16 protein-coding genes are annotated in these 22,267 nt (G+C 34.5%); 12 read left to right on the forward strand and 4 right to left on the reverse strand.

Annotated features, from left to right (window positions below):
- Nucleotides 1–81: 81 nt before the first annotated feature.
- Nucleotides 82–1,593, reverse strand: coding sequence for a RagB/SusD family nutrient uptake outer membrane protein (locus tag ACHRWY_RS08470; RefSeq protein WP_395353824.1), 1,512 nt, complete (start codon nt 1,591–1,593; stop codon nt 82–84).
- A gap of 38 nt (nt 1,594–1,631) precedes the next feature.
- Nucleotides 1,632–4,736, reverse strand: a complete 3,105-nt coding sequence (locus ACHRWY_RS08475) for a SusC/RagA family TonB-linked outer membrane protein (RefSeq protein WP_395353825.1) — start codon at nt 4,734–4,736, stop codon at nt 1,632–1,634.
- Between the two features lie 699 nt (nt 4,737–5,435).
- On the opposite strand from ACHRWY_RS08475, the gene ACHRWY_RS08480 reads away from it, so the two are divergent.
- Nucleotides 5,436–6,080: a carbohydrate-binding family 9-like protein gene (locus tag ACHRWY_RS08480; protein WP_395353826.1), complete on the forward strand. Its 645-nt coding sequence runs from the start codon at nt 5,436–5,438 to the stop codon at nt 6,078–6,080.
- Between the two features lie 85 nt (nt 6,081–6,165).
- On the opposite strand, the gene ACHRWY_RS08485 is transcribed toward ACHRWY_RS08480, so the two are convergent.
- Entirely contained in the window at nt 6,166–7,206 is a 1,041-nt protein-coding gene (locus ACHRWY_RS08485) for a LacI family DNA-binding transcriptional regulator (protein ID WP_395353827.1), read from the reverse strand.
- 230 nt (nt 7,207–7,436) lie between these two features.
- On the opposite strand from ACHRWY_RS08485, the gene ACHRWY_RS08490 reads away from it, so the two are divergent.
- From ACHRWY_RS08490 to ACHRWY_RS08540, 11 genes are all read left to right on the forward strand, one after another.
- Nucleotides 7,437–8,528, forward strand: coding sequence for a mevalonate kinase (locus ACHRWY_RS08490; protein WP_395353828.1), 1,092 nt, complete (start codon nt 7,437–7,439; stop codon nt 8,526–8,528).
- 10 nt (nt 8,529–8,538) lie between these two features.
- Nucleotides 8,539–9,414, forward strand: a complete 876-nt coding sequence (locus ACHRWY_RS08495; protein WP_395353829.1) for a sugar phosphate nucleotidyltransferase — start codon at nt 8,539–8,541, stop codon at nt 9,412–9,414.
- 184 nt (nt 9,415–9,598) lie between these two features.
- Nucleotides 9,599–10,990: a sugar MFS transporter gene (locus tag ACHRWY_RS08500; RefSeq protein ID WP_395353830.1), complete on the forward strand. Its 1,392-nt coding sequence runs from the start codon at nt 9,599–9,601 to the stop codon at nt 10,988–10,990.
- Between the two features lie 13 nt (nt 10,991–11,003).
- Nucleotides 11,004–12,932, forward strand: a complete 1,929-nt coding sequence (gene nagB / locus ACHRWY_RS08505) for a glucosamine-6-phosphate deaminase (protein ID WP_395353831.1) — start codon at nt 11,004–11,006, stop codon at nt 12,930–12,932.
- 219 nt (nt 12,933–13,151) lie between these two features.
- Nucleotides 13,152–13,400: a DUF3820 family protein gene (locus ACHRWY_RS08510; RefSeq protein ID WP_395353832.1), complete on the forward strand. Its 249-nt coding sequence runs from the start codon at nt 13,152–13,154 to the stop codon at nt 13,398–13,400.
- Nucleotides 13,401–13,403: 3 nt separating this feature from the next.
- The gene (locus ACHRWY_RS08515) at nt 13,404–13,694 is read left to right on the forward strand and encodes a hypothetical protein (RefSeq protein ID WP_395353833.1); all 291 of its coding nucleotides are present in this window, start codon (nt 13,404–13,406) and stop codon (nt 13,692–13,694) included.
- Nucleotides 13,695–14,192: 498 nt separating this feature from the next.
- Nucleotides 14,193–14,612, forward strand: a complete 420-nt coding sequence (locus ACHRWY_RS08520; protein ID WP_395353834.1) for a DUF4190 domain-containing protein — start codon at nt 14,193–14,195, stop codon at nt 14,610–14,612.
- Nucleotides 14,613–15,205: 593 nt separating this feature from the next.
- Complete coding sequence (locus ACHRWY_RS08525; protein ID WP_395353835.1) at nt 15,206–16,819, forward strand: CTP synthase; 1,614 nt, start codon at nt 15,206–15,208, stop codon at nt 16,817–16,819.
- 80 nt (nt 16,820–16,899) lie between these two features.
- Entirely contained in the window at nt 16,900–18,810 is a 1,911-nt protein-coding gene (gene yidC / locus ACHRWY_RS08530) for a membrane protein insertase YidC (RefSeq protein ID WP_395353836.1), read from the forward strand.
- Nucleotides 18,811–18,905: 95 nt separating this feature from the next.
- Nucleotides 18,906–19,622 (forward strand): toxin-antitoxin system YwqK family antitoxin, encoded by a 717-nt coding sequence (locus tag ACHRWY_RS08535; protein ID WP_395353837.1) that lies wholly within the window; start codon nt 18,906–18,908, stop codon nt 19,620–19,622.
- Nucleotides 19,623–19,765: 143 nt separating this feature from the next.
- On the forward strand, nt 19,766–20,323 hold the full coding sequence (locus ACHRWY_RS08540; RefSeq protein WP_395353838.1) for a DUF4956 domain-containing protein: 558 nt from the start codon (nt 19,766–19,768) through the stop codon (nt 20,321–20,323).
- On the opposite strand, the gene ACHRWY_RS08545 is transcribed toward ACHRWY_RS08540, so the two are convergent.
- Nucleotides 20,324–22,201 (reverse strand): PEP/pyruvate-binding domain-containing protein, encoded by a 1,878-nt coding sequence (locus ACHRWY_RS08545; protein WP_395353839.1) that lies wholly within the window; start codon nt 22,199–22,201, stop codon nt 20,324–20,326. It abuts the gene before it with no gap.
- Nucleotides 22,202–22,267 lie beyond the last annotated feature (66 nt).

Consider the following 22,267-nt stretch of genomic DNA (forward strand, 5'->3'; position numbering starts at 1 on the left):
TGAAACAGAAAAGTACATTTTTTTATAAAAAATCAAGAATAGACAGTTTTAACTGATCTGCCTATTCCTGATCTGATTCCTTTATTGTCTGTCGGCATTACTTAACTTAGGGTTAAGATCTACCTGACTTTGAGGATATGTGTAATATTTATTTTGTGGCATTTTAATTTGTGCCGCTTCTCCAACTCTTAAGTGGTACGCATTTACAAGAACATCGTATTTGTTCATTCTGATTAAATCCTGACGACGTTTTCCCTCATAGAAAAGTTCCCATCCTCTTTCCTGTAAAATAGCATCTCTTAAGCTATTCTGATTGTAATCACTAATATTTAAAAGCTTTGCGTGTGATCTTGCTTTAACTTTATTAATAAGGTCGATAGCTTCCTGAGTTGGGCCACTAATTTCGTTTAAGGCTTCGGCTCTGCTTAACAATACATCTGCGTAACGTAAAATGTTTACACTATGCCCGTCATAATAGGTAGTAGTCTCATCATCTGCGTATTTTCTGGTTGATACATCCGGCATGTAAAGTACACCGGCAGGTGGTTGAGCGCCCAAAGAAGGAGCTTGCTTGTGTAACAAACCGTCTGATCCCATAAATTCAGGGAAAAAGCATTTTTTTCTGTCGTCTTCATCACCAAAAGTGTTGTAGAAATCCCAGTTTACGGTGTAATATTGCCATCTGTTCTGAACAACCGGATGATCTGTTGGCCCAAAATGGTTCAATAATTCAGTTCCGTTTGTATTGGCATCACTTAATGAAGAAAAGATGTTTTCGCTGCACCATTTGTTACTTTCTTTAAACAAACCTAAATAAGTAGGGAAGAGACTGTATTCATTCAAATTGATTACTTGTTGTGTCAATGTCGCTACTTTCTGCCAGTCATGATTGCGCAGATACAATTTTGCTAATAAAGTAAGTGCTGCACCTTTTGTGGCACGACCTACATCATTAGTACCGTAAATAGCATTTTCTTTATAATTAACGGGCAATACTTCTGCCGCTTCATTCAATTCTTTAATCATAAAAGCATCAATTTCTTCAACAGATGTTGGTGGTGTCTGATCTAGATACCCCGGATTTCCCAAATTGGCTTCTGTAATTAAAACTACAGGACCCCAGGCATCGGTTAAATCCATATAAGCAGATGCTCTTAAAAATTTAGCTTCGGCTAAAAACTGTGCTTTTTCGGCAGCAGTAATTCCTGACATTGGTGTAATGTTGAAGATGGCACTGTTGGCATTAGCAACTAATTTATACATCGCGTTCCAGTCCTCCTTAAGCAAACCATTTGTCGAACTCCAGGTACCTAAAGACAATTGTCCCGGATCTCCACCAAATTGGCAATGACCTAAATCTGTTGCAATATCTGTCAATGCAAAGTGTCTTGTTGCCCAGTACGAAAAGTTATCTCCTACTGACGGACCTTTTAATCTGCCATAAATTGAGTTAATGGCTGCTATAGCATCTGACTTGGTTTGATAACCGTTTGTATTGGTCAGGTTACTATACACCGTAGGATCAAGATCCTGATTACAGGAAAACTGTGTTCCTGCGGTAAGTAGCAGTAATAGTATGGTATATTTTTTCATTTTAATAAATTTAATGTTACTACAAAAGCTTTTTTAGACTAGTGAATGGCGACTTTTATTCCCAAAATAAAGGTTCTTGAAGCCGGGAATGAGTTAAAGTCGATTCCTCCTCCTAAGTTTTGCTTTGTGGTGTTGTCAGGAGTAAAGTGACCATTTACTTCAGGATCGTTTCCGGAATAATTGGTGATCGTAAATAAATTTTGACCAATGGCGTACAATCTGATACTATCGATGAATTTTGTTGGTTTCAAAAGGCTTTCCGGAATAGAATATCCAATAGAAACATTTTTCAAACGGATATAAGAGGCATCTTCAACAAATTTTGAATTTACATAACTACCGTATTTACTTTTGTAATATCCGTCTCTTGGAATATCCGTGTTTTCATTTGTTCCGGCAACCCAACGATTCAAAGCATCTGTACTGGTTGAGGATTCACCTACCATTTTTGTCATATTGTAAACTGAATAATCAAAAGCGCCCTGGAAGAAGATATTCAAATCAAAATTTCCGAATTTGAAATCATTGTTTAATCCTGCCGTATAATGTGGCGTAGAATTTCCTAAATACGTTCTGTCATCAGCATTAATTACTCCGTCACCGTTAACATCAACATATTTTGGATCTCCGGCTACAGACAGCGGCTGAGCAGCATATGTTTCTCCGGTTTTTATTACCCCTGCATATTTGTACCCGAACAATTCGCCCATTTCTTTTCCCGGAACTAATCTTGTAAATTCCTGGCCCGAAACAGTACCGCTTGGGTTAGAAGTATTTGTGCTTATGATCTTTACATTGTCAGCAAGTGATATAATTTCTTGTTTATTGTAAGCCACATTCAGAGAGGTTGTCCAAGAAAATTTATCGTTTCTAAAGTTTGTGCTGCTTATTCCAAGCTCAATTCCTCTGTTTTGAATTACTCCGGAGTTGACTCTTTGTGTATCAAATCCCCACCATCCTCCAACAGGAACATTCAAAAGGGCATCAGTAGTTCTTTTTTCGTAAACGTCGATTGTAGCAGTAAGTTTATCATTGAAGAATCCCATGTCTAAACCAAAGTTGGTCTGAGCAGTTTGCTCCCATTTTAGGTTAGGATTGGCTAAATTGGCTGGTTCCGTCCCGCCAACAAAGTTACCCTCTCCAATAGTTACTCCCCACGATGTTAATCTGTTCATGTAAGCATAATCTCCAATACCGTCATTTCCGGTAATACCGTAACTGGCTCTTAATTTAAGCTCAGAAAAAGTAGTTTGTTTTTGCATAAAAGGTTCATTCGTTATTTTCCAGGCAATAGCTCCTGAAGGAAAAATTCCGAATTTGTTATTTGGGCCAAAACGAGACGAACCATCTTTTCTTATTGTGAAAGAAAGTAAATATTTATCATCAAAACCATAGTTCAGCCTTCCAAAGTAAGAAGTCAGTTTTGTTTCTGTTTTTTCTGTTTCAGGTTTCAGGTAAACTGCTGCACCCTGAAGATTGTAATACGTCAGCAAATCATTAGAGAACCCGGAACCCGAAGCTTTCATTCTTTCGAAAGTATCTTTTTGATTAGAAGTACCAATCATGGCTGAAAAAGAATGTTGTTCTTTTATATTGAATTTATAGGTTAAATATTGCTCTGTACTCCATCTGAAATAAGTTTTGTTTTCTTCAGATCCGGTACCATTTAGGGCTGCTCCGGCTACTAAAGTTCTAGGGGTATATTTTCCCTGAATATTTTCCTGCCATTCAGCTCCCGCACCAAAATGATAAGTAAGTCCTTTAATAATTTCATAGTCCAAAAACATATTTCCGTTAACCAATCTGTTTATGGTATGATCTGTTGGTTCCAGTAAAAGGGCCAAAGCATTATCTTTTCCCTGATATTTATAATACGTTCCGTCAGCATTATAGATGGGAAGATTAGGCGCAGCTGTTTGAATGGAATACATAGGAGATAAAATATTATCACCAAAATCACTATTATGTCCTTCACTTGCAGCACCGTAAATATTAGTACCAATATTTAATTTATCACTAAATTTTTTCTCGGCACCCATTCTGACAGAATATCTGTTGAAATCCGTATTTTCTAAAGCACCTGTTTGTTTTAAGTAATTTCCTGAAAGAAAAAATTTAGATGTTTTATCGCTTCCGCTAAAGTTAATCGTTCGGTTCAATACTTCTCCCGGACGTGTTGCCGCTGCAAACCAATTGGTATTGGCTACCGGAAAACTTGACGGAAAAACCGGAGGTCTGCCGTTTTCTTTTGCAATTGCATTTTGAATATCAGCATATTGCTGTCCGTTTAACAAAGAAGGTTCTTTGATAATATTTTGAAAACCATCAGAGATTTCAGCTTCAATTTGCATTTTTCCTGATTTTCCTTTTTTAGTGGTAATCAATATTACCCCATTTCCACCTCGTGCACCATAAATTGCCGTAGACGAAGCATCTTTCAAAATCTGAATATTCTCAATGTCATTCGGGCTAATTTGTGCACCTGTACTGGTAATAAAGCCATCAACTACATACAATGGCGCATTAGAAGTATTAAGAGAGTTTCCGCCTCTAATTACAATCGACGGGCTGCTTCCCGGAGCATAACTGTTTTGTTGTACCTGAACTCCTGAAGCACGTCCTTGCAAAGCCTGTCCAACATTAGAAATGGTTCCGCCTAAGTTTAAGTTGTCTTTACCTATAGAACTTACAGAACCGGTTAAGTCCTTTTTCTTCGCTTTTCCGTATCCTACAACTACTTCTTCTAATTTTTGACCTACCTCTTTCATTACAATTTTCAGAGGAGTGCTACCAATTGTTACTTCCTGATCTTCCATGCCAATATAAGTCACAATAAGTTTAGTAACATTATCAGCTACAGTAATGGCAAAACTTCCGTCAACATCTGTTTGCACACCATTTGTACTGCCTTTTACAATAACATTGGCACCTGCAATAGGAAGTCCGTTTTGATCTGTAACTTTTCCTTTAATAGTTTTCTCAAAAAACAGAGAAGCACTATTTTTTTCGGATATTTTTATTGACGAAGCTGCTGAAGCCTGAAATGTAAAAACTAATAGCGAAAGAAATGTGAGTTTAATTTCTTTACTCGCCAGAATGTTAATCCGAAAATCTCTAGGTTTTTTTTGGGTTAATAATTTCATACTTAAATTGGGTTTGGTTAATGATTAATTTGCTTTGTTTTGTTTGTAAGTTTTAGATTTCTTTTTTGATGATTTAATTTTTTTGATTCGTAATCTGTTTTTTTTTAAAGAGTATTTTTTTTAAAATAAGGAACGCGCTCTTTCAATCTTTTTTCAGCTTATTTCTTCCATTTTTATTCGTTTTTAAGAGCTTAAAAACCGTTAAAAAAGACCTTAATTAACTTAGTTTTAAGATTAATATGTGACGAAACTATTGATTATATTTTTATTAAACAAGAAAAAACACGAAAAATGTGCTCGAACACACAAAATTAATGTTCTCGAGCACATAAAATTGTGCGAATCGTTTTTTTTGACTTAAATTCGTGTCATTATTATAAAATAGCGGGGCATAAAAAGCCTTTTTGATTTTGTCATTCTTTCTGGACAAAATATCAATTGTGGTGATAATAACAGGTGTTGCTTTAAAATATTAAGAATTTCGCAAATGGGAGGTGAAATTGATTCTAAATAAACAAGCTTTTATTATTGCTTTTCTTACTAATAAAACTAAATTTTAAAGGATTGTTTTTGCGCAATAAAGAAGTATTTTTTGGTGTATATTCGTAACCAGTAAAAATGCAAAAATAAGGAGCACTATTTTGTGCCGTTTTTCAAAATAGTACAAAATAAAAATTAACAAAATTTAAGCGTCAGATTGTGAAAGAATATCAGGTAAATTCGATAGGGCAAAACGAGCAGATTTCTATTGAAAAATTAGGTTCATTTTTTACAGAAAAAGCAAATGGCCTAACCGATTTTTGTTCTCCATGGCATGATGATTCAATTTCGAAAATTGAATTCAGGGCACTTTATAACCAGGAGAATTTCTATTTTAATTTTAAGGTTTTTGATAGCGACATTTATCTTGATCGAAAAGATGACAGTTTTGATAGCATCGGAAACTCAGACAGGGTAGAACTGTTTTTTAGAACCAATGAAAGCCTTAATCCCTATTACTGTTTAGAAATTGATACATCCGGACGAATCATGGATTTTAAAGCCTATCCGGACAAAGATTTTGATTTTAGCTGGAAATGGCCCAAAAAGGATATAGAAGTAAAAACGTCAAAAGATGAAATTTCCTTTACAGTCTCAGGCAGAATTAGTATTCAGTCCCTAAAAGATTTAAATCTAATTCAAAACAATACAATTGAGGCCGGTGTTTACAGGGCAAAATTTTCTCTGGTTGAAAACCTGCAATACGAACCAACCTGGATTTCGTGGGTAGACCCAAATACAGAAACGCCTAATTTTCATATAGCATCTTCGTTTGGAAGATTTGTTTTTAACCCAACGATTTAGACTGGTTTTTCGACGGGTTTAATTTGAGAAGTTTAAAAATAATCTGTGTTGATCTGTTTAATCCGTTCCACCCGTGGTCAAATCATTACGATACATAAAACGAAGCATTCTCCACATTAATAATATCAATAGGCAGCAAGATCGTTTCCGGAATATCTTTGCGGAATATAAAGTGTTCTGCCAAAGTGCTTACGCCCAAGTATGCTTGTCTTTTTTGATTTTGATGGATTAAAAAATGAACCAGTCCCTGATTAAGGAAGTTTACATTTTTCTCGACTAAATCGTAACCAATAAGGGCAATTTTTTTATCTTTTAAAGGAGCTAAAAGGGAGGCAATCTGATATGCCTTAGATGTTGTGATAAAAATTCCTTTTAAGTTTGGGTTTTCATCTATAAAAGCAGAAAACTTAGTTTCAACATTCGGATGCTTTAATTTTAAAGTGGTTAAAGAAAAACCGGCAATCTTTTTTTCTTCAAAATAATTCCTGAATCCTTTTTCTTTTTCCTGCATGTGAAGGGCATTTTTAAGGCTTTCATCAATATGGATAATCGCGATCTGGCCTTCAGTTAAAATCAGGTTCATTAAACTGGCTGCAACCCGGCCGCTTTTATACAAATCCTGTCCCACGAAACCTTTAATAGATTCGCCTTCAATCTGATTATTAAAAGTATTCACTATAATACCCAATTCATCATATTGTTTGACAATTTCTAAAGTTTCTTTATGAAACAAAGGAGCAATTAAAACAGCGTCTGGTGATTGGCTGATAATGGTTTCATGCGTATTTAAAAATGATTTGGTACTTTCAGGATTAAAATAGTGCGTTTCAATGACTACGCTATAGGCTTTGAATTCGGTCATTGCTTCCTGAATTCCGTTGACACAGGGAAGCCAGTAGGGGTCAATTTTAGGATCAGGCAGTAAAACACAAATGCGATACACTTTTGTGTTTTTTAAATTTCGGGCAATTAAGTTAGGTTCATAATTGATAACGTTCAGGACTTCGTTTATTTTATCGAGTGCTGTTGGAGATACTTTTCCTCTGTTATGCAAAACCCGGTCAACAGTTCCTTTAGAAACTCCCGCCATTTTTGCTATATCCTTAATTGTGTACTTTTTATCCATATGGGCAAATATAGAAACTTTGATTTAATTATTTAAAAATGGTGCAGGAATTATTTAGTGTGCTCGAGAACATTTAATTAGTGTGTTCGAGCACATTTTTGGTTTTTTTCTTGGTTTATAAAAATATAATATATAGTTTCGTAGAATCAAAACCCAAAAAATAAATTAAATTCTTAACCAATTTACATTGTAATATGTTGTTTTGCAGTGTTTTATTATAAAATTTTCAAGTGAGAAAAATTACTTCATTAGCCCCGGGCCGGACATGTCTCTTTGGAGATCATCAGGATTATTTAGGATTGCCGGTTATTGCCTGTGCCATTGATCGGGATATAAAACTAACGGCAGAACAAAATGACACCAAAACTTTTGTTCTGAATATGGTCGATATTAATGAGATTCGTACCATTCCTATCAATGCTACTTTTGAAACTTTAGAACCCCGTGATTATTTTGCTTCGTCATTGCGGGTACTGCGCAGATACGGCTGTGTACCAAAAGTGGGGTATACCATTACCATTACAGGAAATATTCCAATTAATTCAGGAACATCGAGTTCATCTGCTCTATTAATGGCATGGATTCGTTTTTTGATTGCTGCCTTTGGAGTAGATCATGAAGTAACGTCTGAATTTATTTCGAAAATTGGTTATGAATCTGAAGTTCTGGAACACGGAGAGCCAGGCGGAATGATGGATCATTTTAGTATTGGAGTGGGGAATATTGTATACATCAATACCAAACAGCCTTTTACATACGAAATTATCGGAACAGGGTTAAAAGGACTGATTACCGGAGTTTCAGGAGTTCCAAAAGAAACCATTGGTTTGATCGGTGAAATAAAAGGCAATGCTTTGATGTCTATAGGCATTGTGAAACAAAATTTCCCTGATTTTGATCTCAATACATCAGAAATCGAAGACATAGATAAGTATAGAAATTGTTTGCCGGATCGATTGATTCCGTTTTTTGAAGCCGCTTTAAAAAATTACCATTACACCAAGGAAGCTTTAAAAGAATTTGAAAAGCCGGTTTTAGATCTTAAAAAAATTGGAGCATTAATGAACCAGCATCATGAAGTGTTACGCGATTTATTAAAAATCACAGTTCCAAGAATTGATAATATGATCAATGCAGCCCTAAAAGCAGGAGCTTACGGAGCTAAGATTGTAGGTTCCGGAGGTGGCGGAAGCATAGTTGTGATCGCCGATCCTGCAAAAGAAGATCAGGTTATAGCCGCTATTTTAAAAGCAGGTGCCCTGGAAGCTTATGCCGTAAATGTAGATCCGGGCGTGAGAATTATTGAAAACATTGAAATTTAAAAAGCAAAACATGCACAACAATTTAATCATTTTGGCAGGCGGAGCATCATCCCGCATGAAAAAAGAAGCCGTTACAGCTAATTTATCACCGGAAGAAATAACACAGGCAAACGAAAGAAGCAAAGGTTTAATTGGCGTTGGCTCGAGCGGAAGACCTTTATTGGATTACCTTTTATTGAATGCCCAAAAAGCAGGATATAAAAATATTTACATTATTATTGGAGAACAAGGCGGACTGTTTAAAGAATTTTACGGAAACCAAAATACAAACAATAATTTTCACGGACTGAATATCTCCTTTGCAATACAGTATATTCCGGACGGAAGAGTAAAACCTTTTGGTACTGCTGATGCTTTATTTCAGGCAGTTGAACAATTTCCGGAATTAAATTCGCAGCAATACTCTGTTTGCAATAGCGATAATCTATATTCGGCTGCAGCATTGTTGGCATTGAGAGCAACCAATAGTCCAAATGCTTTTATCGCTTATGATCGTGACGCCTTAGAATTTCCTTCAGAAAGGATTTCTCGTTTTGCAATTGCCAAATTAGATCAAAACAATCAATTGCTGGATATTCTGGAAAAACCGTCGCCGGAAGTTTTAGCAGATTACAAAGATGTAGAAGGCAAAATAAGAGTGAGTATGAATGCATTTAAGTTTAACGGAAGTACTTTATACACGCATCTTAAAAATTGTCCTGTTCATCCGGAGAGAGAGGAAAAAGAATTGCCCACAGTACTTTTAAACTCCGTAAAAGAACATCCAAATACGACATTAGGAATTCCATTTTCAGAGCACGTTCCGGATTTAACTGCCAAAGAAGATATCGCTGATGTAAAGCGCTATTTACAACAATATTACCCGGTTTTAGACTGGAATGAATAAGAAAAATTAACAAAAAATTGATATCTAATTTACGGATAAGTACAACTTATTAGACTACTTTTGTTTTAAAATTGCAAAAAAAATGCATTTAATTGTGTTTTAATTGCAATATATTTGCAGAAAAAGTTGATGTTATTTTAGATAGAGAAAATAACGAATCTATTAACCATCAACCAAAAGTATTATGTCAAACATTGAAAGTGCATTACATATAGAGAAAAGGAGTACCATTATTCCGATGATAATCTTAACTGCATTATTTTTTATTCTGGGTTTTGTAACCTGGCTTAACGGACCGCTAATCCCATTTTTTCAATTAGCGTGTGAGTTAACTTCTTCTCAGGCTTATTTTGTGACTTTTGCTTTTTATATTGCCTATTTTGTCATGGCAGTTCCGTCATCCTGGGTAATTGAAAAAGTAGGATATAAAAATGGCATTTCGTTAGGATTACTGATCATTGCCGCAGGTGCTTTTATGTTTTATCCGGCTGCCGAAAGCCGAACTTTTTTGTTGTTTTTAATTGCTTTGTTTGTAATGGGAACCGGCTTGGCAATTTTGCAGACAGCATCAAATCCTTATGTAGTGGTTATTGGTCCAAGAGAAAGTGCTGCCGCCAGAATCAGTGTTTTGGGAATCGCCAATAAACTGGCAGGATTTGTGGCCCCGCTTATCTTAACAGCTTTAGTGTTGTCTAATATGCAGGAGTTTACCGCAGATAAAATTGCACTGTTAGATTCGGTTTCAAAATCAAATGCCTTAAATACCCTTGCATTACAATTACAAAGACCTTACCTTTATATGGGATTGATTATAATGGTTTTGGCACTGCTGGTAAAGCTGTCTCCACTCCCTGAAATTGATCTGGACGAAGACGGAAATGTATCGCATTTAAGTATTTTTAAACAAGTCAGAAATGCTTTCAGACGTCCTCAATTGGTGTTAGGAGTAATCACCTTAATGCTGTATCTGGCAGCCGAAGTTTTAGCAGGGGATTCTATTGGAGCTTTCGGAAAGGAATTGGGAGTATATGGAACAGAAGGAAATTTTTATTTAAAACTGACTTCTTTCACCATGTCGGCAATGGTGGTGGGGTATATTTTAGGAATTACATTGATTCCAAAATACCTTTCGCAGGTAACGGCTTTAAAAGCATCCGGAATTTTAGGCTTAATCCTGGTAGTAGTCATTGTATTGATTTCGCCAAAAATAATGGTTCAGTTGCCCGGAATTCCAAATTTGCCGGTTGTGATACTTTTAGTAGCATTACTAGGATTGGCAAATGCATTGTGCTGGCCGGCAATCTGGCCAATGGCACTCGAAGATTTAGGAGGATATACTAAAATAGGAAGTGCAATTTTAATCATGGGAATCATAGGAGGAGCAATTTTTCCTTTGTTTTATGGTTTGATTACAGAAAATATAAACGCATCAAATATCGCAAACGGAACGGTTGAAACTTCAAAAAGCGGAAATCAGATTGCCTATTTAATGTTGTTGCCATCTTATGTTATGATTCTTTTTTATGCTATAAAAGGTCATAAATACCGAAGTTGGAAAATTGAAGAGAGGAATTAAAAAAAACGATATCATGTTAAAAAGTAAAATAGACAAAGCGACAGGTTTTGAGAAACGATTCGAAAACATCAATACGGTTGTTTTCGAAAATTCCGGCGATGCTTCAAAAGCGGTAGCGCAGGAAATTGCAGCTTTAATTCAATCCAGGCAAAAAGAAAACAAACCCTGTATTTTAGGTTTGGCAACAGGTTCTTCTCCAAAAGGATTATATGCTGAACTGGTTCGTTTGCACAAAGAAGAAGGCCTGAGTTTTAAAAACGTAATCAGTTTTAATTTGGATGAATACTATCCAATGGAACCCAATTCGATCAACAGTTATGTTCGTTTTATGAAAGAATTGTTGTTTGATCATGTGGATATTTTACCTGAAAACGCTCATGTACCGGACGGACTTTTAACCAAGGAACAAATCGCAGATTATTGCCATAATTACGAAGCTAAAATCGAAGCTTTAGGCGGAATCGATTTGCAAATCCTGGGAATTGGGGGTAACGGACATATAGGTTTTAATGAATCCGGATCACTGCAAAATTCAAAAACACGCTTAGTCGCTTTAGATCATATTACAAGAGTTGCGGCAAGTAAAGATTTCTTTGGATTAAGCAATACGCCAAGAACAGCCATTACCCTTGGAGTTAAAAAAATAATGGAAGCCAAACAGGTTATTTTGATGGCCTGGGGTGAAGGAAAAGCAAATATTGTAAGCAAATCGGTTGAGGGTGAAGTGACCAACAGAATTCCTGCTTCATTTTTACAAGAGCACGATAATGCGGTTTTTGTTTTAGATAAAGAAGCTTCTTCAAAACTGACCAGAATTAATAAACCGTGGCTGGTAGAGAAAATTATCTGGACAGATAAATTAATCAGAAAAGCGGTTTTAGGATTGGCACTGGATCTTAAAAAACCAATTTTGATGCTTACTGATGCCGATTATATCGAAAACGGAATGAGCGATTTACTGGCAGATTCCGGTCCGGCTTACGACATTAACATTAAAATATTCAATAAATTACAAAATACCATTACAGGCTGGCCAGGCGGAAAACCAAATGCAGATGATACCAATCGTCCGGAAAGAGCAGAGCCTGCAAAAAAACGGGTTTTAATTTTCAGTCCGCACCCAGATGATGATATTATCAGTATGGGAGGAACTTTCATGCGTTTGCAGGAGCAGGGACATGAAGTTCACGTGGCATACCAAACCTCTGGAAATATTGCCGTTGCCGATGATGAAGCATTGCGTTTTGCAAGATTTGTAATTGACTACAATGAAAAATTCGGAATCAAAAGTGCTGAAGCAGATAACATTTACCAAAAAGCACAGACCTTTTTAGAGAACAAAAAGAACAGCGAAATTGATATTCCTGAAGTTCGTTATATCAAAGGGTTAATCAGAAAAGGCGAGGCAAGGGCAACGAGTCATTTTGTTGGATTAACCGATGATCAGATTCATTTTATGGAATTACCATTTTATGAAACCGGAACAATCGAGAAAAAACCAATCGGACAAGAAGATATTCAATTGACAGTGGATTTAATCGAGAAAATTAAACCACATCAAATCTATGCTGCAGGAGATTTAGCTGATCCGCACGGAACGCATAAGGTGTGCCTGGATGCTATTTTTGAAGCAGTTAAAGCCTTAAAACCAAAATCATTTATGGATGATTGCTGGTTATGGCTGTACCGCGGAGCATGGCAGGAATGGGGAATTGACGAAGTAGAAATGGCCGTGCCTATGAGCCCTGATCAGGTATTGGCAAAACGCCACGGAATTTTCAAACACCAATCACAAAAAGACGGCGTTGTTTTTCAGGGAACAGACGCCAGAGAGTTTTGGCAAAGAGCCGAAGACCGAAATGCCGAAACAGCTGATTTATACCAGCAATTAGGTTTAGCAACTTATGCGGCGATGGAAGCTTTTGTGAGATGGCATTACTAAGTTGATCAGGTGCTGAGTAGCTGCCTTTCTAAGTTTTAATATTCGCCACGAATTCACGAATTAATTTAAATATAATTCGTGGATTCGTGGCGAAAATCATTTAAATTTTTAATCTGTGATAAAAGAATAAAAATAAATAATAGCTTTGTACCAATTAGAAGCAAGAAAAAAGAATGAGTCTGTATTCTTTGATCTTGCTTCTTTTTTCTTTAAAAAAAAATGGAACCAGATAAAAAACTTCTCATAAAATTAGCCCATACCAAAATGCCTTTCGGAAAATACGAAGGCCGATTTTTAATTGATCTTCCTGAATATTATGTAGTTTGGTATCATAACAAAGGATTTCCAAATGGTGAACTGGGGCAGCAATTAGCACTCGTCTACGAACTAAAACTAAATGGATTGGAAGAGTTGATTCGAAACATCAAAAAACAGTATCCGAAGCCTTTAAATAATCAAATCAAATAGGGTATGAAAGAAGAATTACGGTCTTCAAATAAAGGAGAAGGAATGAGTATTGCAGCTTTAGTGCTGGGAATAGTATCTTTTATAGCTGCTTTTATCCCTTGTTTTGATGTATTTGCGTTAATTGGCGGGATTCTTGCCATAATTTTTGGCACCATTGGATTGTCTCAGGCAAAGAAGGCAAAAGCCCCAACGACATTACCACAAATAGGTTTGATCTTAGGTATTGCTGCTTTATTAGTAGCAACGATGATGTTGTTCATCTTTCTGGATATTCTCAAATCATTGGTAAGATAAAATTGAGGATCATAACGATCAAGTTTTGCGTTAATTCATTCTAAGAACCGGAAGAATTAAACATTAAAAAAATAAGATCAAAAACCTTTGAAATAATTAAGATTAGGAAATAGATAAAAAAATTACAACGATCAAATTCAGGCGAAAATATCAGTATTGCAGTATTTGATTTGTCTAAAGCAAAAACACAGATGCTCAAACTATGTTGCCTAAAATAAGTTTGGTTTTAGGAATTGTCGCTTTGTTACTTTCAATTATTCTATCAGTAGTTTTTGGTCTTATTCTAGGAGCGCTATCGTTTTGGAATTAATGAAATTTATTTAATGATTTTTTTGATGGTTGAATCATAATGGTTTCGATAATATAAAAATCAAAAATCCGCGTTTTTGAAATAACAAGAATTCCCTTTTTAATTTATTTGTTAATAACTTTAACATATTCTTTCATCTTCACGTAAGTGTTTTTATATTTTTGTAAAAATTAACACTAAAAGACTTTATGGAAAACGATTTACACACCACACCCAATGCAGGTCAGGGAATGGGTATTGCAGCTTTAGTATTAGGAATAGTAGCTGCTATAGCGGCTTTTATACCTTGCTTCGGTTTAATTGCAATACTTTTTGGAGTTCTTGCAATTATTTTTGGAGCAATAGCTTTGTCTCAGGCAAAAAAAGGAAATGCTTCTACTACAATGCCAAAAGCAGGTTTGATTTTAGGAATCGTTGCAACGGCATTTGTTATTATTTGGATGTTAGTTATTGTAGGTACTATTGGATCAGCAGTGGCAACTCATACAGATGAAATCAAAAAAGCGATAGACTCTGCAAATGTAGAATCAGCAAAAGCACAGGATTCTTCAAAAACTGCGGTTGAAATAGAAACAGATACTATTACGGTTGAAGAAACAAAAAAATAAATCTCTTTTGTGGAAATAAAAACTTCTGACGAAATTGATTCTTATAAAAAGGTAAACATGATTTTTATGGCAATAATCATGTTTATCTTTTTTTATAGCTATATAATGCCTTATTTAAATTTTGGTTTTCGTTCGTCCTGTGAAGGAATGCCATTAAGTTATTGCAAAAGCCGCGGTCTGACCAGAGCGTTTTCTCAAATACTAAGATTCAATTTTGAGCAGGCAACTACTCTTAATCCCTATAGTATAAAAATCTTTTTATTTTTTCTGATTCAATTGATAGCCCGTTTTACTGTCAATAAAATAGTTCGTTTATCTAATTTAAAAACAGTAGTGACTTTAGATATATGCTGTAGTGTATTACTCTTTGTTTTTTCATTTTACAATTTAGTAATAATATGAAAATTTGAAACTTAATAAACAGATTGTTTAAAAAAAAGACTAATTAAAAGTTAAAATTATCGATTACGAAATGATGTAATCATTCTATTTAAAAATTTGCAAATTATCTCATAATCTAATTGACAAATTATCTAATTAAATTTGTACTTTTGCCAAGTTTTTTACACAACTACAATACAAACAACAACAGAATGAATCAAACAAAATATATTTTTGTTACAGGCGGTGTGACTTCTTCATTAGGAAAAGGAATTATCGCGGCATCTTTAGCAAAATTGTTACAAGGAAGAGGATATCGTACAACTATTCAAAAATTTGATCCGTATATAAATGTGGATCCGGGTACGCTGAATCCGTATGAGCATGGAGAGTGTTATGTAACAGATGATGGTGCTGAAACAGATTTAGATTTAGGTCACTATGAGCGTTTCTTAAACGTTCCTACTTCTCAGGCCAATAACGTTACTACAGGAAGAGTATATCTTTCGGTTATTGAAAAAGAAAGAAGAGGGGAGTTTTTAGGAAAAACGGTTCAGGTTGTTCCTCATATTACAAACGAAATCAAAGACAGAATGCAATTGCTGGGAAAATCCGGCGATTATGATATTGTAATTACTGAAATTGGCGGAACCGTTGGAGATATTGAGTCGTTACCTTATATAGAGTCTGTTCGTCAGTTGGTTTGGGAATTGGGTGAAAACAACGGAATCGTTATTCATTTAACGTTGGTTCCTTATTTGGCCGCTGCGGGAGAGTTAAAAACAAAACCTACGCAACACTCTGTAAAAACATTGATGGAAAGTGGTATTAAAGCGGATATCCTGGTTTGTAGAACAGAGCATGAATTGTCTCAGGAACTACGTCAAAAACTGGCTTTGTTTTGTAATGTTAAGAAAGAAGCCGTAATTCAGTCAATCGATGCTTCAACAATATACGAAGTGCCAAATTTAATGCTTGAAGAAGGATTAGATGTTGTGGCTTTGAAAAAATTAGATTTGCCTAAAAAAGCCGCTCCGGATTTAAAAACATGGAACACTTTTTTACGCAGATTAAAAAACCCAAAACATACCGTAAACATTGGTTTGATTGGGAAATATGTAGAAATGCAGGATTGTTACAAGTCTATCTTAGAGGCGTTTATTCATGCAGGTGCTGCAAATGAAACAAAAGTGAATGTAATTTCTATTCACTCGGAACACATTAATATTGACAATGTCGAAGAGAAATTAGGTACTCTTGACGGAGTTTTGGTTGCTCCGGGATTTGGAGAAAGAGGTATTGAAGGAAAAATCGAGGCAGTTCGTTTTGCACGTGAAAATAATATTCCGTTTTTCGGAATTTGTCTGGGAATGCAAATGTCAGTGATTGAATATTCCAGAAATATTTTAGGTTATGCCGATGCGAATTCTACTGAGATGAATGATAAAACCAAACATCCGGTTGTGAATTTAATGGAAGAACAAAAAACAGTTACAGATAAAGGTGGAACAATGCGTCTTGGAGCTTGGAAATGTGATATTAAGCCAAACACTTTAGCGTATAAAATTTACGGACAAAAGACCATTTCAGAGCGTCACCGTCACCGTTATGAGTACAACAATAAATATGCTGATGAACTGCAAAAAGCAGGTTTAAAAGCTTCAGGAGTAAATCCGGATACAGGTTTGGTAGAAATTGTAGAATTAGAAAATCATCCATTTTTCATTGGAGTTCAATACCACCCTGAATACAAAAGTACAGTAGCAAACCCACATCCAATTTTCGTCAACTTTGTGGCTGCTGCAGTTAATACGCATAAAAAATAATAATTAATTCTAAAAGGATGTAACTTTTGAGTCAAACCCATTACTAATATCCTTAATGAATAACTTTTTTTAAATAAATAATGGAAGAAAAAAAATTTGATCTTAATTCAATCATTGGTTTTGTATTGATATTTGGAATTTTGATTTGGATTATGTACCAAAATCAACCTTCTGATAAAGAAATTGCTGCTGAAAAAGCCAAGAAAGAATTAGTTGCCAGACAAGAAGCGCAAGCGAAAGCTGATAAAACTAAAACAGCTGTTTTACCGGTTGCTGCAACAACTCCGGGAGATACAGTTCAGTTAGCACAATTACAAAAAACATTAGGCGGTTTTGCTTATTCAGCTACACTTCCAAGTGCAAAAGAAGGTTTTACAACTATTGAAAACGAAAAGATAAAACTAAAAATCGCTAATAAAGGTGGTTATATAGTGGAAGCTACCCTGAAAGAATTTGAAAAATTTAAAAAAGGTTCAGGACAATTGGTTGAATTGATCAAAGACAATAATTCTCATTTAAACATTCAGTTGCAAACTACGGATAACAGAACTTTAAACTCTAAAGATTTGTTTTTTGAGCCTACATTGACTAAAAATGGTGCAGACCAAATCTTGACAATGCGTTTAAAGGCAGGAGCTAATGAGTTTTTAGAATACAAATATGTGGTAAAAGCAAACGACTATTTAGTTGGTTTTGACATTCGTTCTCAAGGATTAAACAAAGTATTAAATTCTTCTAAACCATTAGATTTAGTTTGGGATTTGAAAACATACAGAAACGAAAAAAGTGTTTCTTACGAAAATCGTTATGCTCAGGTTGAATATGAATATGGAGATGAAAAGTATAGTTCTGTAAGTGCTAACGGATCAGGACTAAAAGAAGAAGCTCCCGAAAAGGTGAGTTATATAGCTTTTAAACAACACTTTTTTACAACTATTTTATCTACTGATAAAGCATTTGATAAATCTAAATTAGAATCTACGAATTTAGTTACTGATGAAGCAATTGATACTGTATACACAAAGCAATTTAAAGCAACAGTTCCTTTAGCTTTTACAAATGGTGAAGTTGATTATAAAATGAGCTGGTATTTTGGGCCATCAGATTATAAAATCTTAAAATCATACGATAAAAACTTCGAAAAAATTATTCCGTTAGGATGGGGAATTTTCGGATGGATCAACAAATGGATTTTTATCCCATTATTCGGATTTTTAGCTTCATTTATTCCTTACGGAATTGCGATTATTATCTTTACCATTATCATCAAATTGGCCATGTCGCCAATTACTTATAAGTCATTCCTGTCTCAGGCTAAAATGAAAGTTTTACGTCCGGAGATTACAGAGTTGGGAGAAAAATTCAAAAAAGACCCAATGAAGAAACAACAGGAAACAATGAAACTGTACAACAAAGCAGGAGTAAACCCAATGGCAGGATGTATCCCGGCATTGATTCAGCTTCCGTTCATGTATGCATCGTTCCAGTTCTTCCCGTCAGCTTTTGAGTTAAGACAAAAAAGTTTCCTTTGGGCAGACGATTTATCATCATTTGATGCCGTTGTAAAATTACCATTCCACATTCCGTTATACGGAGATCATATCAGTTTGTTCCCAATTCTGGCAGCAGTTGCAATTTTCTTCTATATGAAAATGACTTCCGGAGATCAGCAAATGGCAGCTCCTCAGCAAGAAGGTATGCCGGATATGGCAAAGATGATGAAAATCATGATTTATGTTTCGCCATTAATGATGTTGATTTTCTTCAATAGTTATGGTGCCGGTTTGAGTTTGTATAACTTTATTTCGAACTTAATTACAATTGGAATTATGTTTGTAATTAAAAATTATATTGTAGATACAGATAAAATTCACGCTCAGATTCAGGAGAATAAATTAAAAGAGCCTAAAAAACAAAGCAAGTTTCAACAACGTCTTCAGGAAGTAATGGAGCAACAGGAAGCAGCTAAAAAGCAAGACAAAAAGAAATAACATTCAATAAAAAAATCTCGATTCATCGGGATTTTTTTATACCTGTAATATACTTTATAAGAGCCATTTTCGTTTAATCTTAAAATTGAATTATAATGATTTATAAAAAAATAATAATCGGATTACTTTTTTTAAATGCTGTTTTGGTATCAGCGCAGGATTTTAATAAAACAGACGCAGACGGAAAAAAAGACGGGGTATGGAAAGGAACTTATGAAGTTTCGAAACGTCCACGCTACGAAGGAACTTTTAATCACGGCAAAGAAACCGGCGTGTTTAAATTTTTTGATGATACTAAAAAAGGGGATGTAATAGCAACTCGCGATTTTACGGCCAATGATGGAAGTTCATATACCATTTTTTACGATCAGAATAAAAATAAAGTAAGTGAAGGAAAAGAAATTGGAAAATCCCGTGAAGGTGAGTGGAAGTATTACCACAAAGCGTCAAAAGTTGTAATGACGCTTGAAAACTATAAAAACGGCAAATTGCAAGGAGTAAGAACCGTCTATTATCCAAATGCTAAAATTGCAGAAGAAATGACTTATGTAAATGGTTTAAAAGAAGGAGTCTATAAAAAATACGGCCAAAACGGAACTCTTTTAGAGCAGACGACTTATAAAAATAACGAATACAATGGCGATGCTGTTTTTTATGATGCGGATGGAGTTGTAGCATCAAAAGGAAAATTTGTTAACGGAAAGAAAGCCAATATGTGGCAGTTTTACCTAAAAGGCAAATTAACCAAAGAAGTCAATATGAGCGACCCAAAAAGCAGTTACCAGGTTGACTCAAAACCTAAAATGAATTAGATTTTTTAGTCATAATCCGGGTAGTGGTGAGCAGGATTTCACAGATTATGGTTTGGAAACCATTATGGGAGGAAAAATACTAAAAATTAGTAAAATTTGTGTCAAACTATTTTTTACATTTGATTTGGTAATATTTGGATCAAATGAATTTAAACGAACTTGTCGGAAGGTTTTTGTTGTTGTTTTTCTCAATTTTGGTTTTGTATTTTTTCTCTAACAGAAAAGATAATGAAACCATAAATCCGTTGATGGTTATTGTTGGACTCTGTACTTTTTCGCTTTGTTACTTATTTACAAAGATTGAAATTGGCATTGGAATTGGGTTTGGTTTATTTGCTATTTTTTCTATTCTACGATTCAGGACGCAATCTTTTACTGTAAATGCGATTATTTTTCTGTTTGCAACCATAACACTTTCGATTTTAGACATTATGTATCCGTACGAAAAGATCGAAGTGTTACTGTTTTTTCAAATGATTATTATCGGATTTTATATAATAGCTTCTGTTATTGTTAATAAAAAAGCTTCTAAATATCTGAATAGTATTGATGTTAAAATTGGCTTATACGAAGGTTTTTCTCTAGATCATCAAAGCATTAGAAAATCTATTCAGCAGAAAATAAATATTGAAGATTTTGATTTTAAAATTATACTGATAAACTCAGTTTCAAATGAAATTGATTTATTGGTTTTCTATTGACTAATCGTTAAAAGGCCTGACCTGTTTGATGTATAACTCTCTATTTTCTCCCACAATTTTAAATTCAATATCAACAGGATGAAAGCGGTTTTTTTTCCAGTAGCGATACATTTTTGCTTCAATTCTTTGACTGACCGTAAAAAGCCTGCTCATTTCTTTTAGGCTCAATAAGGGCTCATTATTATTCAAATTCGAATTTGAAGTATAATCAACATCAAAATCCTTATCATCTTTTCCGAGATTAAAATGATAGGCGATAAATTGCTCGCAAATTTCTCCTTTTTGAGGTTTTACAACTGAATTTTCTCCTTTTTGAATGTTTACGGTAATTCCAGGAAAGTTTTTTCTGAAGATGTTTTTTGTAATAATAACACCGTTTGCCAATTCATCAGGAAAAGAACGATGTACTAAAACGCCCATTGCAATACTTTGCTGATCAATACCAAAGAGTGCTCTTTCATTGTAAGAAGCTTCATTCCAAACGCTGGCCCAGACTTGCTTAATTGCTTTTTCAAATATTTTTATACTGTCTCCTAAAATCCCCGTTTTTGAATCGTACAATCCTGCTCCATTAAAATCATCTAAGTCTTCAGCATTCGTTGAAGATCTGAACCTGAAATTTTTGAAAGGTGCATTTTTAAAAGTTTCGTTTAAAATGGCTATTAAGTGAGAATCAACAGGTTCTTTTTTAATGGCATCCCTTATTTTCTTTAATTGGTGATGGATCCAAATTGTAGAATCTTTACTTTGATAAGCTAAAAGTTCAGTAATTAGAGGAGCAATAGACTTTTGCTGAATGTGTTTTGTATAATAGTAAAATGGAATTGCATGCGCATCCTCGGGAGTTTTAAATGGAATTTCTTTTGAAATAGCGATCAAATACGCCATATTCTGAGCTTTAGATCCAATGTAATTGACTCCATTCTTCGGAATTTTAGCTAAATCAATTAAATTGGTAATGCTATTATCAACGATTAGGCTTTTCTTCTTTGAAATAGATTTTGTTATGATCTTTTTAGTAGTTTCTTTGATGGAAAAAGTGTCCGTTTCAATCTTTAATTCTACTTTTTTAGAGAGTAATCTTTTTATATTAGGGTCTTTAAAAACTGTTGTGTATGCCATAATTCGTATTTTTCGGTTTTTCCCTAAAAGAACCAAATGGCTTAATGGTGTCTGGAGTTCATTGACAATAATTCCTCTTACATTTGGTAAAATATCAGGAGTTCCGTCAATAATTATAATTTCATTCGGATTTGGTTTTATGCTTTCGAGATCCTTTAACTGATATTGTTTCAGGATTCCAATTGTACTTCCGGCAACAACTCCCTGATATTTGAGTTCATTAAATATATAATCTGATTTAACACACGGAATTCTAAATTTATTCTGTTGGTACCATTCCATTTTTTCAGGATTGTTTAGGTAAAAATTCAAACGTTTCCCAATAAAAGCAGATTCTGAAATTAGTTTGTAAAATTGCTCAATTTGAGAAATGGGCATATAATCTGAGGCTGCTAATTCAAAAAACCATTTTTCTGTTCCCTTAATGTGGTTTAGATTTCCCAATAAATAATCTCTGTCTTTTATAGTATTGCTGTAATTCTCATTATTAAAAACTTCAATCCCTTTATCATAACCTAAATAATTAGTGACAAAATCATAATGTAATGGAATCAATGTGCTGTTGAAATAATACATTTTTTGTCTTTTCAAATCGTAAATGATTTTTACCGATTCAATATTTGAAAACTTGTCTGATAAAGGTTTGCCTTTGAATGCCTTATATGCTTCATAATTAGATAGTGAAGAGCTGAAACTTTGTGAACTTAAAGAGGTTATAATAAAGAAAAAAACAAAACCGTAAAGAATTTTTTGCATGACATTTTTATTGAAGATTAAAAGTAATTAAATAAACAATAAGTTTTATCTACCACAGTATTATAT

It is taken from the genome of Flavobacterium sp. FlaQc-48 (assembly GCF_044007335.1).
In the GTDB taxonomy this organism is placed as follows: Bacteria; Bacteroidota; Bacteroidia; order Flavobacteriales; family Flavobacteriaceae; genus Flavobacterium.

Bases quoted from the DNA above. Each gene is read 5' to 3' on its own strand.
- ACHRWY_RS08520 (WP_395353834.1), top strand. From the start codon at position 14,193: ATGGAAAACGATTTACACACCACACCCAATGCAGGTCAGGGAATGGGT.
- ACHRWY_RS08475 (WP_395353825.1), bottom strand. From the start codon at position 4,736: ATGAAATTATTAACCCAAAAAAAACCTAGAGATTTTCGGATTAACATT.
- ACHRWY_RS08545 (WP_395353839.1), bottom strand. From the start codon at position 22,201: ATGCAAAAAATTCTTTACGGTTTTGTTTTTTTCTTTATTATAACCTCT.
- ACHRWY_RS08510 (WP_395353832.1), top strand. From the start codon at position 13,152: ATGGAACCAGATAAAAAACTTCTCATAAAATTAGCCCATACCAAAATG.
- ACHRWY_RS08485 (WP_395353827.1), bottom strand. From the start codon at position 7,206: ATGGATAAAAAGTACACAATTAAGGATATAGCAAAAATGGCGGGAGTT.
- ACHRWY_RS08540 (WP_395353838.1), top strand. From the start codon at position 19,766: ATGAATTTAAACGAACTTGTCGGAAGGTTTTTGTTGTTGTTTTTCTCA.
- nagB (WP_395353831.1), top strand. From the start codon at position 11,004: ATGTTAAAAAGTAAAATAGACAAAGCGACAGGTTTTGAGAAACGATTC.
- ACHRWY_RS08525 (WP_395353835.1), top strand. From the start codon at position 15,206: ATGAATCAAACAAAATATATTTTTGTTACAGGCGGTGTGACTTCTTCA.
- ACHRWY_RS08500 (WP_395353830.1), top strand. From the start codon at position 9,599: ATGTCAAACATTGAAAGTGCATTACATATAGAGAAAAGGAGTACCATT.
- ACHRWY_RS08515 (WP_395353833.1), top strand. From the start codon at position 13,404: ATGAAAGAAGAATTACGGTCTTCAAATAAAGGAGAAGGAATGAGTATT.
- yidC (WP_395353836.1), top strand. From the start codon at position 16,900: ATGGAAGAAAAAAAATTTGATCTTAATTCAATCATTGGTTTTGTATTG.
- ACHRWY_RS08470 (WP_395353824.1), bottom strand. From the start codon at position 1,593: ATGAAAAAATATACCATACTATTACTGCTACTTACCGCAGGAACACAG.
- ACHRWY_RS08535 (WP_395353837.1), top strand. From the start codon at position 18,906: ATGATTTATAAAAAAATAATAATCGGATTACTTTTTTTAAATGCTGTT.
- ACHRWY_RS08495 (WP_395353829.1), top strand. From the start codon at position 8,539: ATGCACAACAATTTAATCATTTTGGCAGGCGGAGCATCATCCCGCATG.